Annotated in this window: 14 protein-coding genes, 1 other RNA gene and 2 pseudogenes; 8 read left to right on the plus strand and 9 right to left on the minus strand. The window is 73.9% G+C overall.

The genetic code is table 11. The features are described 5' to 3' along the window. Positions 1–15: 15 nt before the first annotated feature. From ACIQMV_RS04045 to ACIQMV_RS04060, 4 genes and pseudogenes are all read right to left on the minus strand, one after another. Positions 16–1,806: a sensor histidine kinase gene (locus ACIQMV_RS04045; RefSeq protein WP_402590936.1), complete on the minus strand. Its 1,791-nt coding sequence runs from the start codon at positions 1,804–1,806 to the stop codon at positions 16–18. 524 nt (positions 1,807–2,330) lie between these two features. Continuing rightward, positions 2,331–2,733, minus strand: an RNA gene (gene rnpB / locus ACIQMV_RS04050) — RNase P RNA component class A. 54 nt (positions 2,734–2,787) lie between these two features. Further along, positions 2,788–3,015: pseudogene (locus ACIQMV_RS04055) on the minus strand (Uma2 family endonuclease); the annotation flags it as partial. 71 nt (positions 3,016–3,086) lie between these two features. Next, positions 3,087–4,568 carry an RNB domain-containing ribonuclease gene (locus ACIQMV_RS04060; protein ID WP_402590937.1) on the minus strand — a complete coding sequence of 494 codons (1,482 nt, stop codon included), beginning with the start codon at positions 4,566–4,568 and terminating at the stop codon, positions 3,087–3,089. 77 nt (positions 4,569–4,645) lie between these two features. Here ACIQMV_RS04060 and yaaA point away from each other — a divergent pair, with 77 nt between their 5' ends. Next, positions 4,646–5,446: a peroxide stress protein YaaA gene (gene yaaA / locus ACIQMV_RS04065; protein ID WP_402590939.1), complete on the plus strand. Its 801-nt coding sequence runs from the start codon at positions 4,646–4,648 to the stop codon at positions 5,444–5,446. 253 nt (positions 5,447–5,699) lie between these two features. Here the strand turns inward: yaaA and ACIQMV_RS04070 are convergent, their stop codons facing one another. From ACIQMV_RS04070 to ACIQMV_RS04080, 3 genes are read right to left on the minus strand one after another with little or no spacing between them, the layout of a single operon-like run. Beyond that, positions 5,700–6,974 carry a bifunctional RNase H/acid phosphatase gene (locus tag ACIQMV_RS04070; RefSeq protein WP_402590941.1) on the minus strand — a complete coding sequence of 425 codons (1,275 nt, stop codon included), beginning with the start codon at positions 6,972–6,974 and terminating at the stop codon, positions 5,700–5,702. A gap of 59 nt (positions 6,975–7,033) precedes the next feature. Beyond that, a complete protein-coding gene (locus ACIQMV_RS04075) occupies positions 7,034–7,777 on the minus strand; it encodes a zinc ribbon domain-containing protein (RefSeq protein WP_388484179.1) in 744 nt (247 codons plus the stop codon). 13 nt (positions 7,778–7,790) lie between these two features. Continuing rightward, complete coding sequence (locus tag ACIQMV_RS04080; RefSeq protein WP_402590943.1) at positions 7,791–8,678, minus strand: Nif3-like dinuclear metal center hexameric protein; 888 nt, start codon at positions 8,676–8,678, stop codon at positions 7,791–7,793. A gap of 198 nt (positions 8,679–8,876) precedes the next feature. Here ACIQMV_RS04080 and ACIQMV_RS04085 point away from each other — a divergent pair. After that, positions 8,877–10,115: pseudogene (locus tag ACIQMV_RS04085) on the plus strand (hypothetical protein); the annotation flags it as partial. 992 nt (positions 10,116–11,107) lie between these two features. Further along, positions 11,108–11,263, plus strand: coding sequence for a hypothetical protein (locus tag ACIQMV_RS04090; RefSeq protein WP_390827415.1), 156 nt, complete (start codon positions 11,108–11,110; stop codon positions 11,261–11,263). Between the two features lie 56 nt (positions 11,264–11,319). Here the strand turns inward: ACIQMV_RS04090 and ACIQMV_RS04095 are convergent, their stop codons facing one another. Next, the gene (locus ACIQMV_RS04095; RefSeq protein ID WP_402590945.1) at positions 11,320–12,177 is read right to left on the minus strand and encodes a MaoC/PaaZ C-terminal domain-containing protein; all 858 of its coding nucleotides are present in this window, start codon (positions 12,175–12,177) and stop codon (positions 11,320–11,322) included. 183 nt (positions 12,178–12,360) lie between these two features. Here ACIQMV_RS04095 and ACIQMV_RS04100 point away from each other — a divergent pair, with 183 nt between their 5' ends. The 4 genes from ACIQMV_RS04100 to ACIQMV_RS04115 are packed head-to-tail and all read left to right on the plus strand — an operon-like array spanning position 12,361 to position 15,957. Continuing rightward, complete coding sequence (locus ACIQMV_RS04100) at positions 12,361–13,299, plus strand: ABC transporter ATP-binding protein (protein WP_401771347.1); 939 nt, start codon at positions 12,361–12,363, stop codon at positions 13,297–13,299. 8 nt (positions 13,300–13,307) lie between these two features. Beyond that, positions 13,308–14,027 carry an ABC transporter permease gene (locus ACIQMV_RS04105; protein ID WP_402590976.1) on the plus strand — a complete coding sequence of 240 codons (720 nt, stop codon included), beginning with the start codon at positions 13,308–13,310 and terminating at the stop codon, positions 14,025–14,027. Between the two features lie 15 nt (positions 14,028–14,042). Then, complete coding sequence (locus ACIQMV_RS04110) at positions 14,043–15,266, plus strand: sensor histidine kinase (protein WP_402590948.1); 1,224 nt, start codon at positions 14,043–14,045, stop codon at positions 15,264–15,266. A 58-nt stretch (positions 15,267–15,324) separates the two neighbouring features. Next, entirely contained in the window at positions 15,325–15,957 is a 633-nt protein-coding gene (locus ACIQMV_RS04115; RefSeq protein ID WP_402590977.1) for a response regulator, read from the plus strand. Positions 15,958–15,988: 31 nt separating this feature from the next. On the opposite strand, the gene ACIQMV_RS04120 is transcribed toward ACIQMV_RS04115, so the two are convergent. Further along, positions 15,989–16,723 carry a class I SAM-dependent methyltransferase gene (locus ACIQMV_RS04120; protein WP_402590950.1) on the minus strand — a complete coding sequence of 245 codons (735 nt, stop codon included), beginning with the start codon at positions 16,721–16,723 and terminating at the stop codon, positions 15,989–15,991. A gap of 421 nt (positions 16,724–17,144) precedes the next feature. Here ACIQMV_RS04120 and ACIQMV_RS04125 point away from each other — a divergent pair, with 421 nt between their 5' ends. After that, a complete protein-coding gene (locus tag ACIQMV_RS04125; RefSeq protein WP_402590952.1) occupies positions 17,145–18,884 on the plus strand; it encodes an MFS transporter in 1,740 nt (579 codons plus the stop codon). Positions 18,885–19,127 lie beyond the last annotated feature (243 nt).

Genomic DNA, 19,127 nt, shown 5'->3' on the forward strand with positions numbered 1-19,127 from the left:
CGGGAAAGGGGGCGGCTACGGGGCGGCCGGCGGCTCGGACCCGGGCCGGGCATCCGGTCCGGCGGTGCCGCCCGCGGACCGGCGCCCGCGGTGGAAGGCGCCGAACCGTGAACCGGCGTCGCGTGCCGGACGCTGCTCCGGGCCCGCTCCGTCCGCTGCCTCGGACGCCGCCCCGGATGCCGCGTCGGACGCCGACCGGCGCTGCTCGCGCTCCCGTTCCGCCTCGGCCATGGTGCGGCCGGGGGCGCGGACGGGCAGGCCGTTCAGCGTGGAGTCGGTGGCGCTTCGGGGCTCCCCCTGTTCGGGCGGCTCCGGCCGGGCGGCGGACCGCTCCGGGGCGTCGGGACGCGCGGTGGCCTCGGGCGCCGGAGCCGGGGCGGGCGCCACGGCCGGGGCGGGGCCCGGCGTGGGCGCGGTGCCCGCGGCGGGGCGGCCGGTCGCCTCACGCGACACCGACTCGCGCTGCTGGGCGAGCAGTTGCGGCGGCAGCAGGACGACGACGCCGGTGCCGCCGCGCGAGGAGGGGCGGTAGTTGACGCTGATGCCGTACTTCCCCGCGAGCCGTCCGACCACGGCGAGGCCGAGCCGGGTGCCCTGGAGCGAGGCGAGGTCGGTCATGTGACCGGACACCGCCTCCTCGGCGCGGCGCATCGCCGCGTCGGCCATCTTCAGGCCGCTGTCCTCGATGGTGACAACCATGCCGGCGCTGCGGTCCTCGACGTAGACGTGCACTTCGTCGATGGGCGGGGAGAAGTTCGCGGCGTTGTCCATCAGCTCGGCGAGCAGATGCATGACGCCCTCGGCGGCGAAGCCGGAGATCGCGGCGGTGGTGGAGCAGTGCAGGCGCACCCGCTGATAGGCGGCAATACGGCCGACCGCGCCGCGCAGGATGCTCTCCATCACGATCGGCTTGTTCCAGGCGCGGCTGGACCGGCCGCCCATGAGCAGCGCCAGCCGGTCGGTCATCAGGCCGAGCTGGGAGGTGCTGTGGTCCAGCTTCAGCAGGTCGCCGAAGACCTCCTCGCCGTGTCGTTCCTGCATCTCCCGCAGGTCGGCGAGCATGCTGACGGACTTGGCCTGGACGCGGCTGAGCGCCTTGGCGGAGGCGGCCTGTGCCGCGGCGGCGCGCCGCTCGCTGTGGGCGAGTTCGCGGATGAACGACTCGGTCGGGGTGCGGACCATGAGCAGCCGCGGCAGGTCGAGTTCGGCGAGCACTGTGTCGGCGGACTGGCCCTCGCGCAGCCGGGCGACCGCGGCGGGCAGCGTCTCCTGCGCCAGCCGCTCCAGCGCGGCTGCCGCCTCGTTCAGCTCGTGCCGGGCCTGCCGCCGCTCGCCGTCCAGGGCGGCCGCGTGCTGTACGCCCTCCTCGACGGCGTCGGCGAAGGTGTGCACGATCCGGCCCAGCTGCGGGTCGGACGGCGGCGTCGCGCCGCCCACCGCGTCGACCGCGCTCGTGCCGTCCCGCAGCCGCTCGGCCACGGCGGGCAGCGTCACGTTGACCAGGTGCGCGGTCTCCGCGGACAGCTGCGCCGACTGCGCCTTGAGACGGCCGGTCTCGGAGGCCTGCGCGGCGGCCGTGCGCCGGGCCCGGCGGACGAGCCGGTGGCTGACGACGACGACCGCGGCGACACACACCCAGGCGACCGCCGCCACGGTCAGCGCCCAGGTGCGGGCGCCGGACGGTGCCAGGGCGACGGCCGCACCGGCGGCCGCGGCGCTCACCACCAGCACGACCAGGGGCGCGGTCGACGAGGTGTGCGGCGCCTTCGCCGACCGGTGCTGACTGGGCGGTGCAGGCACTGACATTCCGCGGTCCCTCGGTCCATGAGATCAGAAGAAACGGGGCAGCCGACACTCGGCGGCCGCAGGCCGGAAAGGGGGTCGTCAAGAGGACGACGATCTTCCGACCGGGTACTGGCTCATGCTAGCCATCCTTCTGCGCGAGAAGATCTGACTAGCTGCGCAGTCCGCCAACGACGCAAGTTCGTCGCGAACCGACCGGCTGAACGGCCAGTTGTGATAAGGGAGTTGACACCACCTCAACCGGGCTGACGCACAAGCACAGGCTGCCAAATGTGTTGACGAAGTGTCAAAATTGCAAAAATGAACGTCCCCGAAACGTCAACTCCGCACACCAGCAGCCGCTTTCCAGCCAACCACGCGGAAGCCGAAGCCGAACACACCCACCATCCAAGACTGTTGGGACATCCGGCGAGTACGACGACGACGGCAAGGTCGCCGGCGACAAGGCCGGCGACGCCCGAGAAAACGGCGACCGAGAGGAACCCCGGCCGGCGGCAGAACGGCACGCCCCGGGGGAAGCGGAGCGGCAGACGAGTCGGGCTGTACGCCGGGTTCTGTTCCCCGGGTTCCTCGCGGAGCCCGGGGCGACGGCCATCCATCTAGGGCCGGCGTTGCCGCCGGCCTCGTGCGGTCCACCCGCGGACTCGGGCGGGCAGCCCTCGAACGTCCGCGCAGAGCGCGCCTTTTACAGCGGCCCCTTTTGACCTTGCTCCGAGTGGGGTTTACCTAGCTGCCCAGGTCACCCTGGGCACTGGTGGTCTCTTACACCACCGTTTCACCCTTACCGAGGACCGAGATCCCCGGCGGTCTGCTTTCTGTGGCACTGTCCCGCGGGTCACCCCGGGTGGCCGTTAGCCACCACCCTGCCCTGTGGAGCCCGGACGTTCCTCGGGAAGCCCAGGGGCTCCACGCGGCCGTCCGCCCGGCTCGTCTGCCGTAGGCACCATGGTACCGGTCGCACGGACCGCGCCGTTTCCGGCCTGGTCAGAGGAAGTCTGCGGTGTCCAGGTCGAAGGCGAAGGGCTCGGGGAGAGACAGAGGATCGCCGAATGAGCGCTTGAGCAGCCGTAGACAGTCGTCCTTCTCCGGCTCGCTGAACAGCGTGACCATGGAGGCTTCGCGATCGACGAGCAGGTAGAGGGGGATGCCCTCTCGCGCGTAGCGGCGGCGCTTGGCCTCGCGGTCGGCCTCCGGCTTGGTGGACGTCACCTCCCTCGGCAGGCGCAGGTGGGTGCGGCTCGTGCGGTTCCACGCCGAGGACGCCGGGGTGCTCGTGCGGGCGCTCACGCGGGGGTGAAGCGCACCCTCGCCGGTGGTGGGGCGGACGGGTCGGCCCGGGTGAGCCGGAGCCTGAGCCGTTCGCCCAGCGGCAGTGGTGCGGTGCCGTCCTCGACGCGGGCGACGACGGCCGGGGACTCCACGTGGACGGTGCCGGTGGTGGGGCGGTGCTCGTCGACGTCGATCACACAGCCGTCGAAGAGTTCGCCGACGCGGTCCTTCAGCAGCGCGGCCTCCACCACGTCCAGGCACTCCCGCTCCACGGCGGCCGCGCGCCGGGCGCCCTCGGCCATCCGTTCCGGCAGCGTGTCCAGCGCGGCGAGCACCCACTCGGGCACGTCCCGGCCGGCCGCGGCGGCCAGGCAGATCTCGGTGGCGTACCGGTCGGCGAGACGGCTCAGGGGTGCCGTGCAGTGCGCGTAGGGCGCGGCGACGGCGGCGTGCGTGGTGATCGCCGGGAGCCCGCCGTCCCGGAAGACGGTGTAGCCGGCGCCGCTCAGCAGGGTCGCGCACTCCCTCAGGAAGGCCGCGTGCCGCGGCCGGTCCGCGTCAAGGGTGCGCAGCAGGGCGGCGTACGACACGTGGTGCGGCCAGTCGACGCGCAGGGCGTGCGCGCTGCGCCGCAGCCGGCCGACCGCGCCGTCGGGGGCGGCCGGCAGGGTGCGCAGCACGCCGGTGCCGTGGGCCAGCATCAGTTCGGCGGCGGCCATGCCGGTGAGCAGGGAGAGCTGGGCGTTCCAGCGGTCGGCCGGGAGAGGGGCGTGGTACGCCTGCTCGTACGCGCGGCCCCCGGGCACGTCCGCCGGATGCTCCACGACCTCCAGCTCGGGCACCACGAGCGAGATGCCGCCGCGCTCGGCCTCCAGCCGCTCCCGCAGCCGCCCCACGTCCTGGAGCAGCGCGACCGGTTCGTCGGCGGTCCCGGCGTCGATCTCCTTCTGCACCCCGGCGCGGTCCAGCTGTGCCCGGCTGCGGACCAGGGCGCGGCGGACGTCGACGGCCCGCGTGCGGCCCTCCGCGTCCAGGTCGACCGTCCACAGCACGGCGGGCCGGGTCTGCCCGGGCAGCAGGCTCACGGCACCCCGGCCCAGGACGGCCGGGTGCAGCGGGACCGGGCTGTCGGGGAGGTACAGGGTGCTCGCCCGCCGGTGCGTCTCGGCGTCCACGGCGCCCGACGGTACGACGAAGGCGGCCACGTCGGCGACGGCGCAGCGGACGCGGTAGCCGCCGCCCCGGCGGGACAGGTGCGTCGCCCGGTCGAGGCCGGTCCCGTCGGGGTCGGCGGAGCCGGGCGGGTCGAGGGTGAAGAACGGGATGTCGGTGGCGTCGTGCAGGGGGAGGGCGGGGTCCCGTGCGGCCCGTTCCGCCTCGGCGAGCACCGCGGGCGGGAAGCCTCCGGGCACGCCGAGCGTGGTGCGCAGTGCGGCGAGGGCGGCCCTCAGGAGTCCTTCGGGGGCGCCGGTCGCGCGGAGCGGGCGACGGGGCATACAGCGAGCGTAGGGCGGAGGCGCACGGACGGCACGCCGTACGCTGTCGCGGAGCGCTACCCGAAGGAGCAACCCCCGTGCTTGTGCTGCTGCCCCCGTCCGAAGGCAAGGCCGCCGCCGGCCGCGGCGCCCCGCTGAGGCCCGAGTCGCTGTCGCTGCCGGGGCTGGCCGCCGCCCGCGAGACGGTGCTGACGGAGCTGGTGGAGCTGTGCACCGGGGACGAGGAGAAGGCACGCGAGGTGCTCGGACTGAGCGAGGGCCTGCGCGGCGAGGTCGCCAAGAACGCCGGGCTGCGCACGGCGGGGACGCGGCCCGCCGGGGAGATCTACACCGGTGTGCTCTACGACGCCCTGGACCTCGCCTCCCTCAACCCGTCGGCCAAACGGCGCGCCGCACGTTCGCTGCTGGTCTTCTCCGGGCTGTGGGGTGCGGTGCGGGTGACCGACCGGATCCCCTCCTACCGCTGCTCGATGGGTGTGAAGCTGCCCGGACCGGGCGCGCTGGCCGCGTACTGGCGTACGCCGATGGCCTCGGTGCTGCCCGAGGCGGCCGGTGACGGTCTGGTGCTGGACCTGCGGTCCTCGGCGTACGCGGCGGCGTGGAAGCCGAAGGGCGAGGTCGCGGGCCGGACGGCGACCGTGCGGGTGCTGCACTCCCAGATCGTGGACGGGGTGGAGAAGCGGTCCGTGGTCAGCCACTTCAACAAGGCCACGAAGGGCCGGATCGTGCGCGCCCTGCTGACCGAGGGGGCCGCCCCGAAGGACCCGGCCGGACTGATGGAGGCGCTGCGGGACCTCGGGTACGTGGTGGAGGCGGAGCCGCCGGGCAGGGCGGGGCGGCCGTGGGCACTGGACGTGGTGGTGACGGAGATCCACTGACACGGGGATCCACTGACACGGGGATCCACCCGGCGCCGTACCGCCGGGGCACGGGCGCTGGTGGCCGGCGGGCCGCCCGCGATCGAGGCGACACCGCGGACGCGAGGCCGCGATCGACGCGCCCCGGACGATCGCCGGCGCGGTGCCGGACGCGGTCGTGGGCGCGGCATGGTGCCGGAGTCGTCCACGGCGTCGGCGCCGGCCGCCGGGGACGGGGCCCGGGTCGAGCGGCCCGCCCACGCGGCCGTGACGGTCAGCGCAGGTGGGACGTGTCGTTGAACAGGCGGACGCTCGCGTTGCCGTCCGCGTAGTACGCCACCGCCGACAGGGACGCCGCCGACAGCTCCATGCGGAACAGGGACTCCGGCGGTGCGCCGAGGGCCAGTTGGACGAACGTCTTGATCGGGGTCACGTGCGTGACGAGCAGCACCGTGCGGCCCGCGTGAGCGGCGACCAGCTTGTCCCGGGTGGCGGCGATCCGGACCGCGGTGGCCGCGAAACTCTCGCCGCCGCCGGTGGGTTCGGCGTCCGGGGAGGCCAGCCAGGCGTTCAGGTCGTCCGGGTAGCGCTCGCGCACCTCGCCGAACGTGAGCCCCTCCCAGGCACCGAAGTCGGTCTCGCGCAGGCCTTCCTCCACGGTCACGTCGAGACCGAGGCGGGCGGCGACGGCACCGGCGGTCTCGCGGGTGCGGGCGAGCGGCGAGGACACGACGGCCTGGATGGTGCCGCGCCGGGCGAGCGCCGCCGCGACCTTCTCGGCCTGCTCGCGGCCCACGCCGGACAGCGACGGATCGGTGCCGCCACTGCCCGAGAAACGCTTCTGCGGCGTCAGCGGCGTCTCTCCGTGCCGCAGCAGCACGAAGGTGGCGGGCGCACCGAGATCGGCGGGCGCCCAGCCGGGTGTGGCGACCGCCCCAGCGGGCCCCGGGCCTCCACCGGCACCGGAAGCCGTGCCGCCACCAGCGGCGGCGGCACGCGCAGCCCGGACGTCGGCGCCCGCGCCGGTGTCGGCGGAAGCGGGACTCCCGAAGATCGACGAGGCGTCCGTACCGGTGCCGGGGACCGGGCCACCGCTCGGGCCGCCCAACGCGTCCAGGGACGGACCGGACCACTGCTCGCCGCGGGCGCCCGCGTCCATCGCCTCGTTGGCCAGGCGGTCGGCCTGCTTGTTGCGCTCGCGGGGGATCCACTCGTAGGTGACCCGGTCGGCCGGGAACTCCCGGGCCGCCGCCGTCGCGAGCGGCTTCAGGTCGGGGTGCTTGATCTTCCAGCGGCCCGACATCTGCTCGACGACGAGCTTGGAGTCCATGCGGACGTGCACGGCCGCCGACGGGTCCAGGGCGTGCGCGGCGCGCAGGCCGGCCAGCAGGCCCCGGTACTCGGCCACGTTGTTCGTGACCACGCCCAGGTACTCCGCGTGTTCGGCCAGGGTCTCCCCCGTCGCCGCGTCGAGCACCACCGCGCCGTAGCCCGCGGGCCCCGGATTGCCCCGCGACCCGCCGTCGGCCTCGACGATGAACTCCCGCACGCCGCTCGCTCCTTACCGACCGTCTACAGACGCGACCACCGACCCGACCGGAGACCCGCCTACAGACCGGACTCGGCGGTGCGCACCAGGATGCGGCGGCAGTTCTCGCAGCGTACGACCGTGTCGGGGGCGGCGGCGCGGATCTCGCTCAGCTCGGTGATGGCGAGCTCCTGCCGGCAGCCCTGGCAGGTGCGCTGGTACAGCTTGGCCGCGCCGATGCCGCCCTGCTGCTCGCGCAGCTTGTCGTAGAGCTTCAGCAGGTCCGCGGGGACGGCGCCGGCGATGACCTCGCGCTCCTTCGTCACGGACGCCACCTCGCCGTCGATCTCCTCGAAAGCCGCGTCCCGGCGCGCGGTCGCGTCGTCGGCCTTCGCCTGGACGGAGGCGACGCGCCCGGTCAGCTCGGTGACCCGCTCCTGCGCGGACTCGCGGCGCTCCATGACCTCCAGGACGACGTCCTCCAGGTCGCCCTGCCGCTTGGCGAGGGACACGATCTCGTGCTGGAGGTTCGACAGGTCCTTGGGCGAGGTGATCGCGCCGGAGTCGAGGCGCTGCTGGTCACGGACGGCGCGCTTGCGCACCTGGTCCACGTCCTGCTCGGCCTTGGTCTGCTCGCGGGCGCAGTCGCTCTCCTCGGTCTGCGCGGCGACCAGAAGGTCGCGCAGCTGCGTGAGGTCCCGGTTCAGCGACTCGATCTCGGCGTGCTCGGGGAGCGACTTCCGCTTGTGGGCCAGCTGCTGGAGGCGGACGTCGAGGGCCTGGACGTCGAGGAGTCGGATCTGGTCGGCGGGCGCGGCGTTCAGTTGGGGGCTCCCGTTAGCTAGTAGAGGAAGTAGAGGAAGGGGCGCGCGAAGCGCTCTTCGGAAGGGTGGCGGACGCCGCGTGGGCGGTCCAGGGGTCGGTGACCGTCTTGGAGACGTGGACCCGCAGGCCCCATCCGTTCCGGTCGGAGATCTCGTCGAGCTGGGCGGCGGCCAGCTCGCACCAGGGCCACTCGGTGGCCCAGTGCGCCGCGTCGAGCAGCGCGAGGGGGCTGTGGGCGCGGTCCGCGATGAACTCGGAGGCCGGGTGGTGGCGCAGGTCCGCGGTGAGGAAGGCGTCGACGCCGGCCGCCCGTACGTCGTCGAAGAGGCTGTCGCCGGAGCCGCCGCTGACGGCGACCGTGCGGACGAGCGCCTCCGGGTCGCCGGCCGCGCGGATGCCCTGCGCGGTGGCGGGCAGCCGCTCGGCGGCGCGGGCCGCGAGTTCACGCAGGGTCAGCGGGTGGTCCAGCTCGCAGACCCGGCCCAGACCCCGGCGTCCCTCCGGGTCGGTGGCGTCCGGCACCAGCGGGCGTACGACCCTGAGGTCCAGCGCCCCGGCCAGGGCGTCGGAGACTCCCGGGTCGGCGGTGTCCGCGTTGGTGTGGGCCACGTGCAGGGCGATGTCGTTCTTGATCAGGGTGTGCACCACGCGGCCCTTGAAGGTGGAGGCCGCCACGGTCGTCGTACCGCGCAGGTAGAGCGGATGGTGGGTGACCAGCAGGTCCGCGCCCAGCTTCACCGCCTCGTCGACGATCTCCTGGACCGGGTCGACGGCGAACAGGACCCGGCCGACCTCCTGCTCCGGGTCGCCCACGACGGTGCCGACCGCGTCCCAGGACTCGGCCCGCTCGGCGGGCCACAGGTTCTCCAGCGCGGCGATGACTTCAGACAGACGGGGCACGGGTGCAAGGCTACCTGGGTGTTCGCCGCGGCTGAACCGGTGCCGTCGCCCCACGTCCGGACCGGGGCCGTCCAGCACATCGGTCTCGGTTTCCACAGGCGAATCGTTTTTCGGCCACCCGTATGTGTGAAGCAGCCGCCCGCCGGTCCGTCCGGTGTGTGTAGGAAAACTACCGTCCTGGCAGGAGGTGACCGAACGATGACAGCCTGCATTGTCGAGACTTCGGCGGCCGGCGAGGACGGCGGTACCCCGCGGGCGGGCTGCACGATCACGACGGACGGTGCCTACGCCGCCCGGCTCGCACGCAGCGGCGACTCCTGGTACCCGGAGCGCTGGACGCTGGACGGCCCCGAGCCGTACGCGGTGCCGCTGCCCGGCAACCAGCCCGAGGAGCCCGGCACGGAGGTGCTGCCGATGGGCGACGGCCGGGTGCTGATCCGGCGGCTGGTGGACGGCCGGCACACCTTCTCGCTGCTGTATCCGACCGGACCGGGCACCGGCGAGCTGCCGCTCGGCGCGATCGAGTGCCCGGAGGGCACCGGGCTGCGGCTGCTGCCCCCGGCGCCCGGCGGCGAGCGGGCCTACGCGCTCGCCGTGGGCCAGCGGTCCTCGGCGGTGTGGCTGGTGGTGGGCGGCGCCTTCGGGCCCGAGCACCTGGCCGAGGTGCCGGGCCGCTGCTCGGGCGGGGTCTGGCTGGACCGCGCCGGGCGGATGCTGGCCCTGGACCGGGAGACCGGTGGGCGCACCAAGGCGGTCGTGGTGGACCTGGAGCGCGGCGGCGAGACGTCGCCACTGCTCCAGATCGCGGCCGGCAGCGACGACCGGCTGCTGCTCGCCGACCCCGACAGCGGACTTCTGCTGATCCGCTCGGACGCCCCCTCCCCCGGCCGGCAACGGCTGGGCTGGGGCGTGCTGGGCAGCACGCACCCGGTGCGTTTCCCGGAGAGCCTCCGGCTGCCGGACTGCGTGGTGACGCCGTTCGCGATCCAGCCGGGGCAGGTGCTCACCCCGGAGCAGTGCGGGGTGGCGCTGCGCTGCGACGGCGCGGCCGGCAGCTGGGTGGCCGTGTGGCGGCCCGCCGAGCGGCAGGTACGTCATCTCCCCGCGCCCGAGGGGTGGCTGGCCGGGTCCGGACTGTGGACCGGCGACGGCGTACTTCGTCTGCCCTACGCCACGAGCGCGGTGCCGTGCGGTGTGGCGCGGTGGACGGCTCCGACGAGGCAGTCGGAGCCGGGACCGGGACCGGCGGGGGCGGGGACGCGCATCCCGGTCCCCGTCCCGCCCGACGCGCCGGACCGGGCGACGGTACCCGGACCACGGCCCGGAACCGAGCCCGGACCACAAGCCGAATCCGCCCCACCCGCCGACTCCGGACCACGCACCGAACCTGGACCGCCCGCCGGATCCGCCCCACCCGCCGACTCCGGACCACTCGGCAAGAGCGGCCTGCACGCCGACACCGCGCCGCTGGCCGAGCACGCGGCACGCTCCGGGGCGACCGTCGTCACCGTGGACCCGCCGAGCGGGATGATGGCGGGCTCCGGACCACGAACCGAACCCGGACCACCCGCCGGATCCGCCCCACCCGCCGACTCCGGACCACTCGGCAAGAGCGGCCTGCACGCCGACACCGCGCCGCTGGCCGAGCACGCGGCACGCTCCGGGGCAGCCGCCGTCACCGTGGACCCGCCGAGCGGGGTGAAGACGGACTCCGGACCACGAACCGAACCCGGACCACCCGCCGTTCCCGGACCGCAAACCGAACCCAGGTCCTACGCCACACCCGGAATCGGACCGCACCCCGCACCCGAAGCTGGCCCCCACGCCACACCCAAGGCCATTCCCGAAGCCGGCCCCCACGCCGGTCCCGAAGCCGCCTCTTACGCCACGCCCGAGGCCGGGCCGCCCGTCGGGCCCGAGAGCGGGCCCCCCGCCCCGCGCGAGCCCGGCCCGCACCACCACCTCGCACCCAGAGCCAGAACCCACACCACACTCGGAACCGGATTCCGCATCGGCCCCGGACCCGGGCCCCACCCCGCTCACGAAGCCCCACCGCACGCCGGATCCCCCGTCCCCGGACCTCACCCCGGCCCCGGATCTCACCCCGTCCCCGGACCTCACCCCGTCCCCGGACCTCACCCCGTCCCCGGACCTCACACCGGCCCCGGCCCCGGCCTCGGCCCCGAAGACGAATCCGTACCCAGCCCGCACTCCGCCCCCGCCCCCGCCCCCGCACCGGAACCCGCACCGGAACCCGGCCCTCCGACCTCCCACGGCCCCCGCCCCGTTCCGCTTCAACAGGCCCCGCTGGGACGGCTTGTAACGAAGTAGTGCCGGTTGGCGTGCCCGGCTGGATTCGACCCGAGGTGTGCCGGTTAGACTCGCCCGGCTGTACGAAAGATCATTGTTGACGGGGTGAATTTCTTCCGATGAGCGACGCCAGCACGACCCAGCCGTCCGCCGCCGACGTCGAAGAGTCCGCGGGTCACGGAAAGCACCGGGGTCCGGTTTCGGTCGGCGACGGTGAGGCCGCACCCAGCGGCCGCCACCGCAGGCCTGCGGAGCAGAACGAATCGGCGGCCTGACTGCACGTCGAACGAAACGGCCCCGCCCGTCTGCTGACGGGCGGGGCCGTTTCGTGTCAGCCGTGGCCGACGATCGTGCCGGTCAGCACCGGCGCGTCGTCCCGTTCGACGGCGCCCACCGTCACTTGGACCCCGCCCTCCCGCCGCCACATGCGGATGCGCAGGGTCTCGCCCGGGTACACCACCCCGGCGAAACGCGTGGTGCAGGACCGTACGCGGGTCACGTCCCCGCCGAACAGTGTGTCGACGACCGCCTTGACGGTCATGCCGTAGGTGCACAGCCCGTGCAGGATGGGCCGCTCGAAGCCAGCACGCTCGGCGAACTCCGGGTCGGCGTGCAGCGGGTTGCCGTCGCCGCTCAGACGGTAGAGCAGTGCCTGGTCCTCGCGGACCGTCCGCTCGACGGTGCGGTCCGGCTCGCCGGCCGGCTCGGCGTGGCGGGCGGAGGGACCTCGGTCGCCGCCCCAGCCGCCCTCGCCCTGGACGAAGATCTCCGCGTCATCGGTCCACAGCGGGCCGTCGCCGTCGGCGACCTCGGTGCGCATGACCAGGACGGCCGCCGTGCCCTTGTCGTGGACGGCGACGATGCGGCTGGTGGCGGTGGCGGTGGCCGCCACGGGGAGGGGGCGGTGCACGGTCAGCGACTGGCCGCCGTGCAGGACGCGGGCGAGGTCGACGTCGACGCCGGGCATGGACAGGCCTCTGATCACGCCGGGCGAACCGCCGCCTGCGACGGTGGCGAAGCTCGGCAGGACGTGCAGCCGCGTCTCCAGGGTGTAGCGCAGTTCGGCGGGGTCGGTGGCCGGCAGGCCCGCGCCGATCCCGAGGTGGTAGAGCAGGACGTCCCTGGGAGTCCAGGAGATCTCGACGGTACGGGGTTCGGCGGCGAGGGCCTGGGCTGCGTCGATGGGCATGGGTCTCCGGAATCAGAGTCTCCTGGCACTCCCCTGTATAGCCCAGCGCTCTTCGGCTGTGAAGAAACCTGATGCCCCGTCAGACAGGCAGGACGTGGGTCCGTCGGCCGTGACATTTGTCCTGCCGGAGTCCGTACAAGCGCATCTGCCGGGCGCGGCACGGGAGTTCGTACCGTCGTAGACATGACACAGGTCGCAGACATGACACAGACGGGACGTGCTGTGTCCTTCACACGGGCGGTCAAGGCCTTCGGCGCCGTGCGCGCCGTCGACGGCGTCGACCTGACCATCGAGCGGGGCGAGACGGTGGCCCTGCTCGGCCTCAACGGCGCCGGCAAGTCGACGGCGATCTCGCTGCTGCTCGGCCTGCACCCGCCCGACGCGGGCACGGTCGAGCTGTTCGGCGGGCCGCCCGAACGGGCGGTGCGCGCCGGTCTGGTCGGCGCCATGCTCCAGGAGGCGCGGGCGGTCCCCCGGGTCACCGTCCGCGAGCTGGTGACCTTCGTGGCCGGCCGCTACCCCGCGCCGCTGTCCGTCGCCCGCGCCCTGGAGCTGGCCGGGATCGCCCACCTGGCCGGACGACGGGTGGACCGGCTCTCCGGCGGCCAGACACAGCGGGTGCGGTTCGCGGTCGCGGTGGCCGGCAACCCCGCGCTGCTCGTGCTGGACGAGCCGACGGCGGCCCTGGACGTGGAGGCGCGCCACGCCTTCTGGGACGCGATGGGGGCCTACGCGCGCGGGGGTCGCACGGTGCTGTTCTCCACGCACTACCTGGAGGAGGCCGACGCCCACGCCGACCGGATCCTCGTCCTGGACCACGGCCGGCTGGTCGCCGACGGCACCGGCGAGGAACTGCGGCGGGCGGCGGGCGGCGGCCTGGTCGCCTTCGACCTGGCCGGGCGGGGCACCGAGGGCCTGGAACTCCTGCCCGGCGTGCGGTCGCTGGAGGTGCGCGGGGACCGGGCGCGGCTGCGCACCGACGACCCGGACGCGACCGTGATCGCCCTGGTCGGACTGGGTGCCGTGCACGGACTGGAGGTCGCACCGGCCTCACTGGACGACGCGTTCCTGGCCCTGACGGGCGCGCGTGCGGCCACGGAGCGCGAATGGGAGGCGGCGTGATGCGCGACATATTCGACTACCTGCGGCTGGAGGTGCGCCGCACCCTGCGCGACACGGGCTTCGTGATCGGCGGGATCGCGATGCCGGTGATGATGTACCTGCTGTTCACCAACCTCGGCGACGGCGCCGACCGGGGCTGGCGGACCGCCTCCATGGTCGGCATGGCCGCCTACGGCGCGGTCGGCTCGGCCCTCAACACCGGCGGCGGGGTCGCCGAGGACCGTACGGTCGGCTGGCTGCGGCAGCTGAGGCTGACCCCGATGACCCCGCGCCAGGTCGTCGCCGGTCGGGCGCTGACCGCCTCGGTGACCGTGCTGCCCGCGATCTGCGCGGTGCTGCTGGCGGGCGGCCTGCTCAACGGCGTACGGCTGGCGGCGTGGCAGTGGGCTTCGACGGCGCTGCTGCTGTGGCTCGGCTCGATCCCGTTCACGCTGCTCGGCCTGGGCAACGGCTACGGGCGGACCGCGCAGACCACGGGCGTGGTCAACATGGTGTGCAACCTGGGGCTCGCGGTGCTGGGCGGCCTGTGGTTCCCCGTCGAGCTGTTCCCACGCTGGTTGCGCACCCTGTCCGGGTACACGCCCACGCGCGGGATCGCCGAACTCGGCGTGTCGGTCACGCAGGGCCACGCCCCGGCGGCGGGTGCCATCCTCGTGCTGGCGGGCTGGCTGTCGCTGTTCGGTTCGTACGCTGTGCTGTCCTACCGCCGTCATGCCGGCAAGGTCTGATAGGGGAGCGCGAACATGAACTGGTCACGCAGGATCTCCTGCCGCGTGGAACACCGGATGGGGCGCGGGGGCGGGCGGGAGTCCGAGTACCCGGGGCCGCCGCCCACCGGCTTCTCCCTGCTGCCCTGGCTGCTGATGGGGATGGGCGCCTTCTCGCACCTCTTCCAGGGCAAGACCGCCAACCCGTGGATCGGCGGCCTGGGCCTGCTGGCCTTCAACTCCCTCTACATCTACGTGGTGCTCCGCGCCTTCGACAAACGAGCGCGCACGGCCCGCTCCACCCGCCTCGCGCTGCTGCTGCTGTTCCTGGTGACGTGCGGTCTGGCCATCGGATACGGCGGCACCTGGCTGCTGTTCCTGCCGCTGTTCGGCCTGGCGACGGGCGCGGCCCTGCGCGGGCCGCTGCTCGGCCGGATCGGTGTGGGTCTTGGCCTGTTCGCGGGGGTCGTCGCCGGGCTGCGCGAGGGCTGGAACGGGATCAACATCGGTTACGGCACGTTCCTGTCGACGGTGGTGACGGCGGTGATCCTCAGCCTGTCCGACGCCGTGCGGGAACTGCGCGCCGCCCGTGAGGAGCTGGCCCGCCGCGCGGTGGAGGAGGAGCGGCTGCGCTTCTCCCGGGACCTGCACGACCTGCTCGGCCACACGCTGTCGGTGATCGTGGTGAAGTCGGAGGCGGCCCGGCGGCTGGCGCCCCGCGACATGGGGGCGGCGCTGACGCAGATCACCGACATCGAGTCCGTCGGGCGGCAGGCGCTCACCGAGATCCGCGAGGCGGTCACCGGCTACCGCGACGGCGGCCTCGGCGCGGAACTGGACCGGGCCCGCTCGGCGCTGACCGCCGCCGGCATCGAGCCCGTGGTGCGCCGGTCGGGCCCTCCGCTGACGCCGGAGGCCGAGGCGCTGCTGGGCTGGGTGGTGCGCGAGGCGGTCACCAACGCCGTACGGCACAGCGGCGCGAGCCGCTGCGAGATCAGCGTCACCGGCACGGCCGGGCGGGCCCGGCTGACCGTCGTCGACAACGGGTACGCCACGTCCGCCGGTCCGACCGGGGACGCGGACCCGGCCGGGGTGGGCGGCACCGGTCTGAAGGGGCTGACCGAACGTCTCACGACGGCGGGCGGTTCGCTGCGGGCCGGCCCCTCGCCCCGCGGCGGTTTCACGGTGACCGCCGAGGTGCCCGTGGACAGCGGGGAACCGGTGGAGGACGGCGTCCGGCTCGGCTCGTCGTCGAGGTGACCGGCCCGCGCGCCCCGCCCGTGGGGCGCCGAGTCAATACCCTTGGCCCGTGAACGAGATGCCTGGGGACCGCCGGCCCGACAAGATCATCCGCCTCCTTCTCGCGGAGGACCAGCAGATGATGCGGGGCGCGCTCGCCCTGCTGCTCGGCATGGAGGACGACATGGAGGTCGTCGCCCAGGTCTCGGCGGGCGACGCCATCGTGGACGCCGCGCTGACCCACCGCCCCGACGTGGCGCTGCTGGACATCGAACTGCCCGGGATGAGCGGTCTGGACGCCGCCGCCGAGTTGCGCGAGCAGGCTCCCGGCTGCCGGGTGCTGATCCTGACCACCTTCGGACGGCCCGGCTATCTGCGCCGGGCCATGGAGGCCGGGGCCGGGGGCTTCCTGGTCAAGGACGGGCCGGTGGAGGAACTGGCGGCCGCGATCCGCCGGGTGCTCGCCGGGGAGACGGTGGTCGACCCGGCGCTCGCCGCGGCCGCCCTCAGCGCGGGCCCCAGTCCGCTCACCGCCCGCGAGTGCGATGTGCTGAGGGCCTCCGCCGACGGGGCGACCGTCGCCGACGTCGCCGCGAAGCTGCACCTGTCGGAGTCCACCGTCCGCAACTACCTGTCCGCCGCGATCGGCAAGACCGGCACCCGCAACCGCATGGAGGCCGTACGGGAGGCCCGCCGTCAGGGCTGGCTGTGACCCCGCCGCCCGGACGCGCCCCGGGCGTTCGCTACACCGGCTCCCGCCGGAACAGCCCCGCCCACAGGAACGCCTCCCCGAAGTGCGGTGCCTCCTCCGGCTCGTCCCGCATCCGGCGCAGCTCCACCTCCGTCAGGTCCGCGAAGATCCGCCGCAGCGACTCGGGCGTGTAGGCGAGCCCGCCGTGCAGCCGGGAGGTGCGGTACAGCTCCACGTCGGACAGCTCGCAGCCCATGGCTCCGGCCGCGAAACAGGTCAGGGCCAGGTGACCGCCGGGGGCCAGGACCCGGTCGAGCAGGGCCAGGTGGCTGATCCGGCGGTGCGGCGGCAGATGGTGGAAGCAGCCGGAGTCGTACACCAGGTCGTACGGGCCGGTGAGGGGCGAGCCGGCGGAACCGAAGGCGTCCTGGCACAGGAACCGCACCTCGGCCCCCGTCTCCCGGGCCCGCTCCCGGGCCCAGCCGATGGCCTGCGGCGACAGGTCGACCGCGTCCACCTCGAAGCCCCGCTCGGCGAGATACAGGGCGTTGCGCCCCGGCCCGCAGCCCAGGTCCAGTGCCCGGCGCCCGCCGATCAGCCCCCGCTCCAGCCACTCGACGAGGTTCTCGTCCGGCTTGTCCACGAAGAACGGCACCGGCCGGGTCCGGTCCGCGTAGAACCCGTCCCACCACCCGGCCGCACCACCGGTCCACCGGTCGGCGTCCGGCGCGAGCAGCCCGTCCAGCAGCACCAGCACATCGTCGACCGTGCGAATGTCCCGCTCCATACGGCCCCCTTCCGTATTCGACGTACCCAAGTGGGCCAAGTGGGTCGAGTCTAGGGCCGGACACCATGAAAGCCCAGGTCAGCGGCTATGTGCGGGGCCGGGCAGAGGCGCTGTCCCGGCGGCTGCGGGGTCGCGGCGGACGCCGGAAGGGCCTCACCCCGGGCCCGGTGCGAAACCCCGCCCGCACCTGCGCCCAGGCCCCTGAGAAGGGCTTCCACGGCCGGGCCGGCCCTGGTTTTTCTCCTCCACTCCCCCAGAGCCACAGGCGGCCTGACGGGCGTTCAGATCCCCACGGAACGGTCAAGAAATCGTTAGTACGCCAAAGCATCGGAATAGTTGCCTCGGCCTACGGGGTTGACCCGGCGCCCGTTCCGCACGGATGACCGCACGTTCCACCCTCACGGCCCGGAGGCCCCACTCGATGACGCTCACGACGACCGGACGGCCCGAACGGAGAGCGAGCGGGGCCGTCGTCCCGGTGCTCGCCTTCGCGGGGATCGTCGTCGCGGTGATGCAGACCCTGCTCGTCCCGGTCATCAAGGACCTGCCGCACCTGCTGGACACCTCGCCCAGCAACGCCACCTGGGTCCTGACCTCCACCCTCCTGTCCGGCGCGGTGGCCACGCCGATCATGGGCCGCCTCGGCGACCTGTACGGCAAGCGCCGCATGCTGATCGCCAGCCTCGCCGTGATGGTGGTCGGCGCGCTGGTCAGCGCGTTCACCTCCGCACTGCTGCCCATGATCGCGGGCCGCACGCTCCAGGGCTTCGCGATGGGCGCGATCCCGCTCGGCATCGGCCTGATGCGGGACATGCTGCCGCGCGAGAGGCTCGGCTCCGCCATGGCGCTGATGAGTTCCTCGATCGGCGTCGGCGGCGGTCTCGCCCTGCCCGCCGCGGCCATGGTCGCCCAGCACACCGACTGGCACAGCCTCTTCTACGGCGCCGCCGGCCTCGGCGTCCTCTCCATCGGCCTCACCCTCCTCGTCGTACCGGAGTCCCCGACGCGCGCCGAGGGCTCCTTCGACCTGCCGGGCGCGCTGGGCCTGTCCGGCGGCCTGGTCCTGCTCCTGCTGCCCGTCACCAAGGGCAGCGACTGGGGCTGGTCGTCGCCCCCCACGCTCGGCCTGTTCGCCGCAGCCGTCGTCGTCCTGCTCCTGTGGGGCCTGATGGAGCTGCGCGTCGCGGCCCCGCTGGTCGACCTGCGCACCACCGCCCGCCGCGAGGTGCTGCTGACCAATCTCGCCTCGATCATGGTCGGCGTCAGCTTCTACGTCGTCTCCCTCGTCCTGCCCCAGCTGCTGCAGCTGCCCGCCGCCACCGGCTACGGGCTCGGTCAGTCGATGGTCGTCGCCGGTCTGTGCGTGGCCCCGCTGGGCCTGACCATGATGTTCACCGCGCCGGTCTACGCCCGCCTGTCCGCCCGCTACGGCCCGAAGACCACCCTGATCATCGGCCTGCTGATCATCGCGGTCGGATACGCCGCCGGCCTCGGCCTGATGAACGCGGCCTGGCAGACCGTCGTCGTCTCGGTGGTCCTGGGCGCCGGCATCGGACTGGCGTACTCCTCGCTGCCCGCGCTGATCGTCGGCGCGGTCCCGGCCTCCGAGACGGGCGCGGCCAACGGCCTCAACACCCTGATGCGGTCCATCGGCACGTCGGTGTCCAGCGCCGTGATCGGCATGGTGCTGGCCAACACCGCGCACCACACCGGTGGCCTCGCGATCCCCACCATGCACGGCTTCCGCGTCTCCTTCCTGATCGCCACGGCCGCCGTCCTCGTGGGCCTGGCGCTGGCCCTGTGCCTGCCCCGGCCGAACCTCTCGACGGGCCCGCGACTGCGCGCGAGCAGCGAGGAGGACGCCAACCTGGCACGGGCCGAGGCGGTCCTGCGCGGTTTCCGCGGCCGGGTCCTGGACGCCGGCGGCGCCCCGGTCGCCCGTGCCAAGGTCACGCTGATCGACCGCCGCGGCCGCCAGGCGGGCGCCACGCTCTCCGCCGAGGACGGCGGCTACGTCCTCGCGGTCCCGGCCCGGGGCCCGTACGTCCTGGCCGCCCGCGCCGCCGGGCACGGCCCGCACGCCAGCGCGGCGACCCACCCCGGCGAGGACCACTCGGTCGATCTGGACCTGTCCCTGCCGGGCGAGTCGGTCACCGCCTGAAACGAGACGTACGCCGGAGAGAAGCACCACCGCACCCCCGGTCGCCCGCGCGGCCGGGGGTGCGGCAGCATGGCGCCCTGAACGGTCGCACGACCGAGACGACCGACGAACCGTCGCACGACCGAGACGACCGACAGAGACGACCGATCGGAAGGACATCCCAATCGTGTTGTCAAGCCGCAGCCGTGACGGGAGGTGAAGCGTGATAGCGCGCTCCGTCACGGATCATGGCCCACAGGACGT

The sequence above is a fragment of the Streptomyces sp. NPDC091412 genome (assembly GCF_044756885.1).
Lineage (GTDB): Bacteria > Actinomycetota > Actinomycetes > Streptomycetales > Streptomycetaceae > Streptomyces.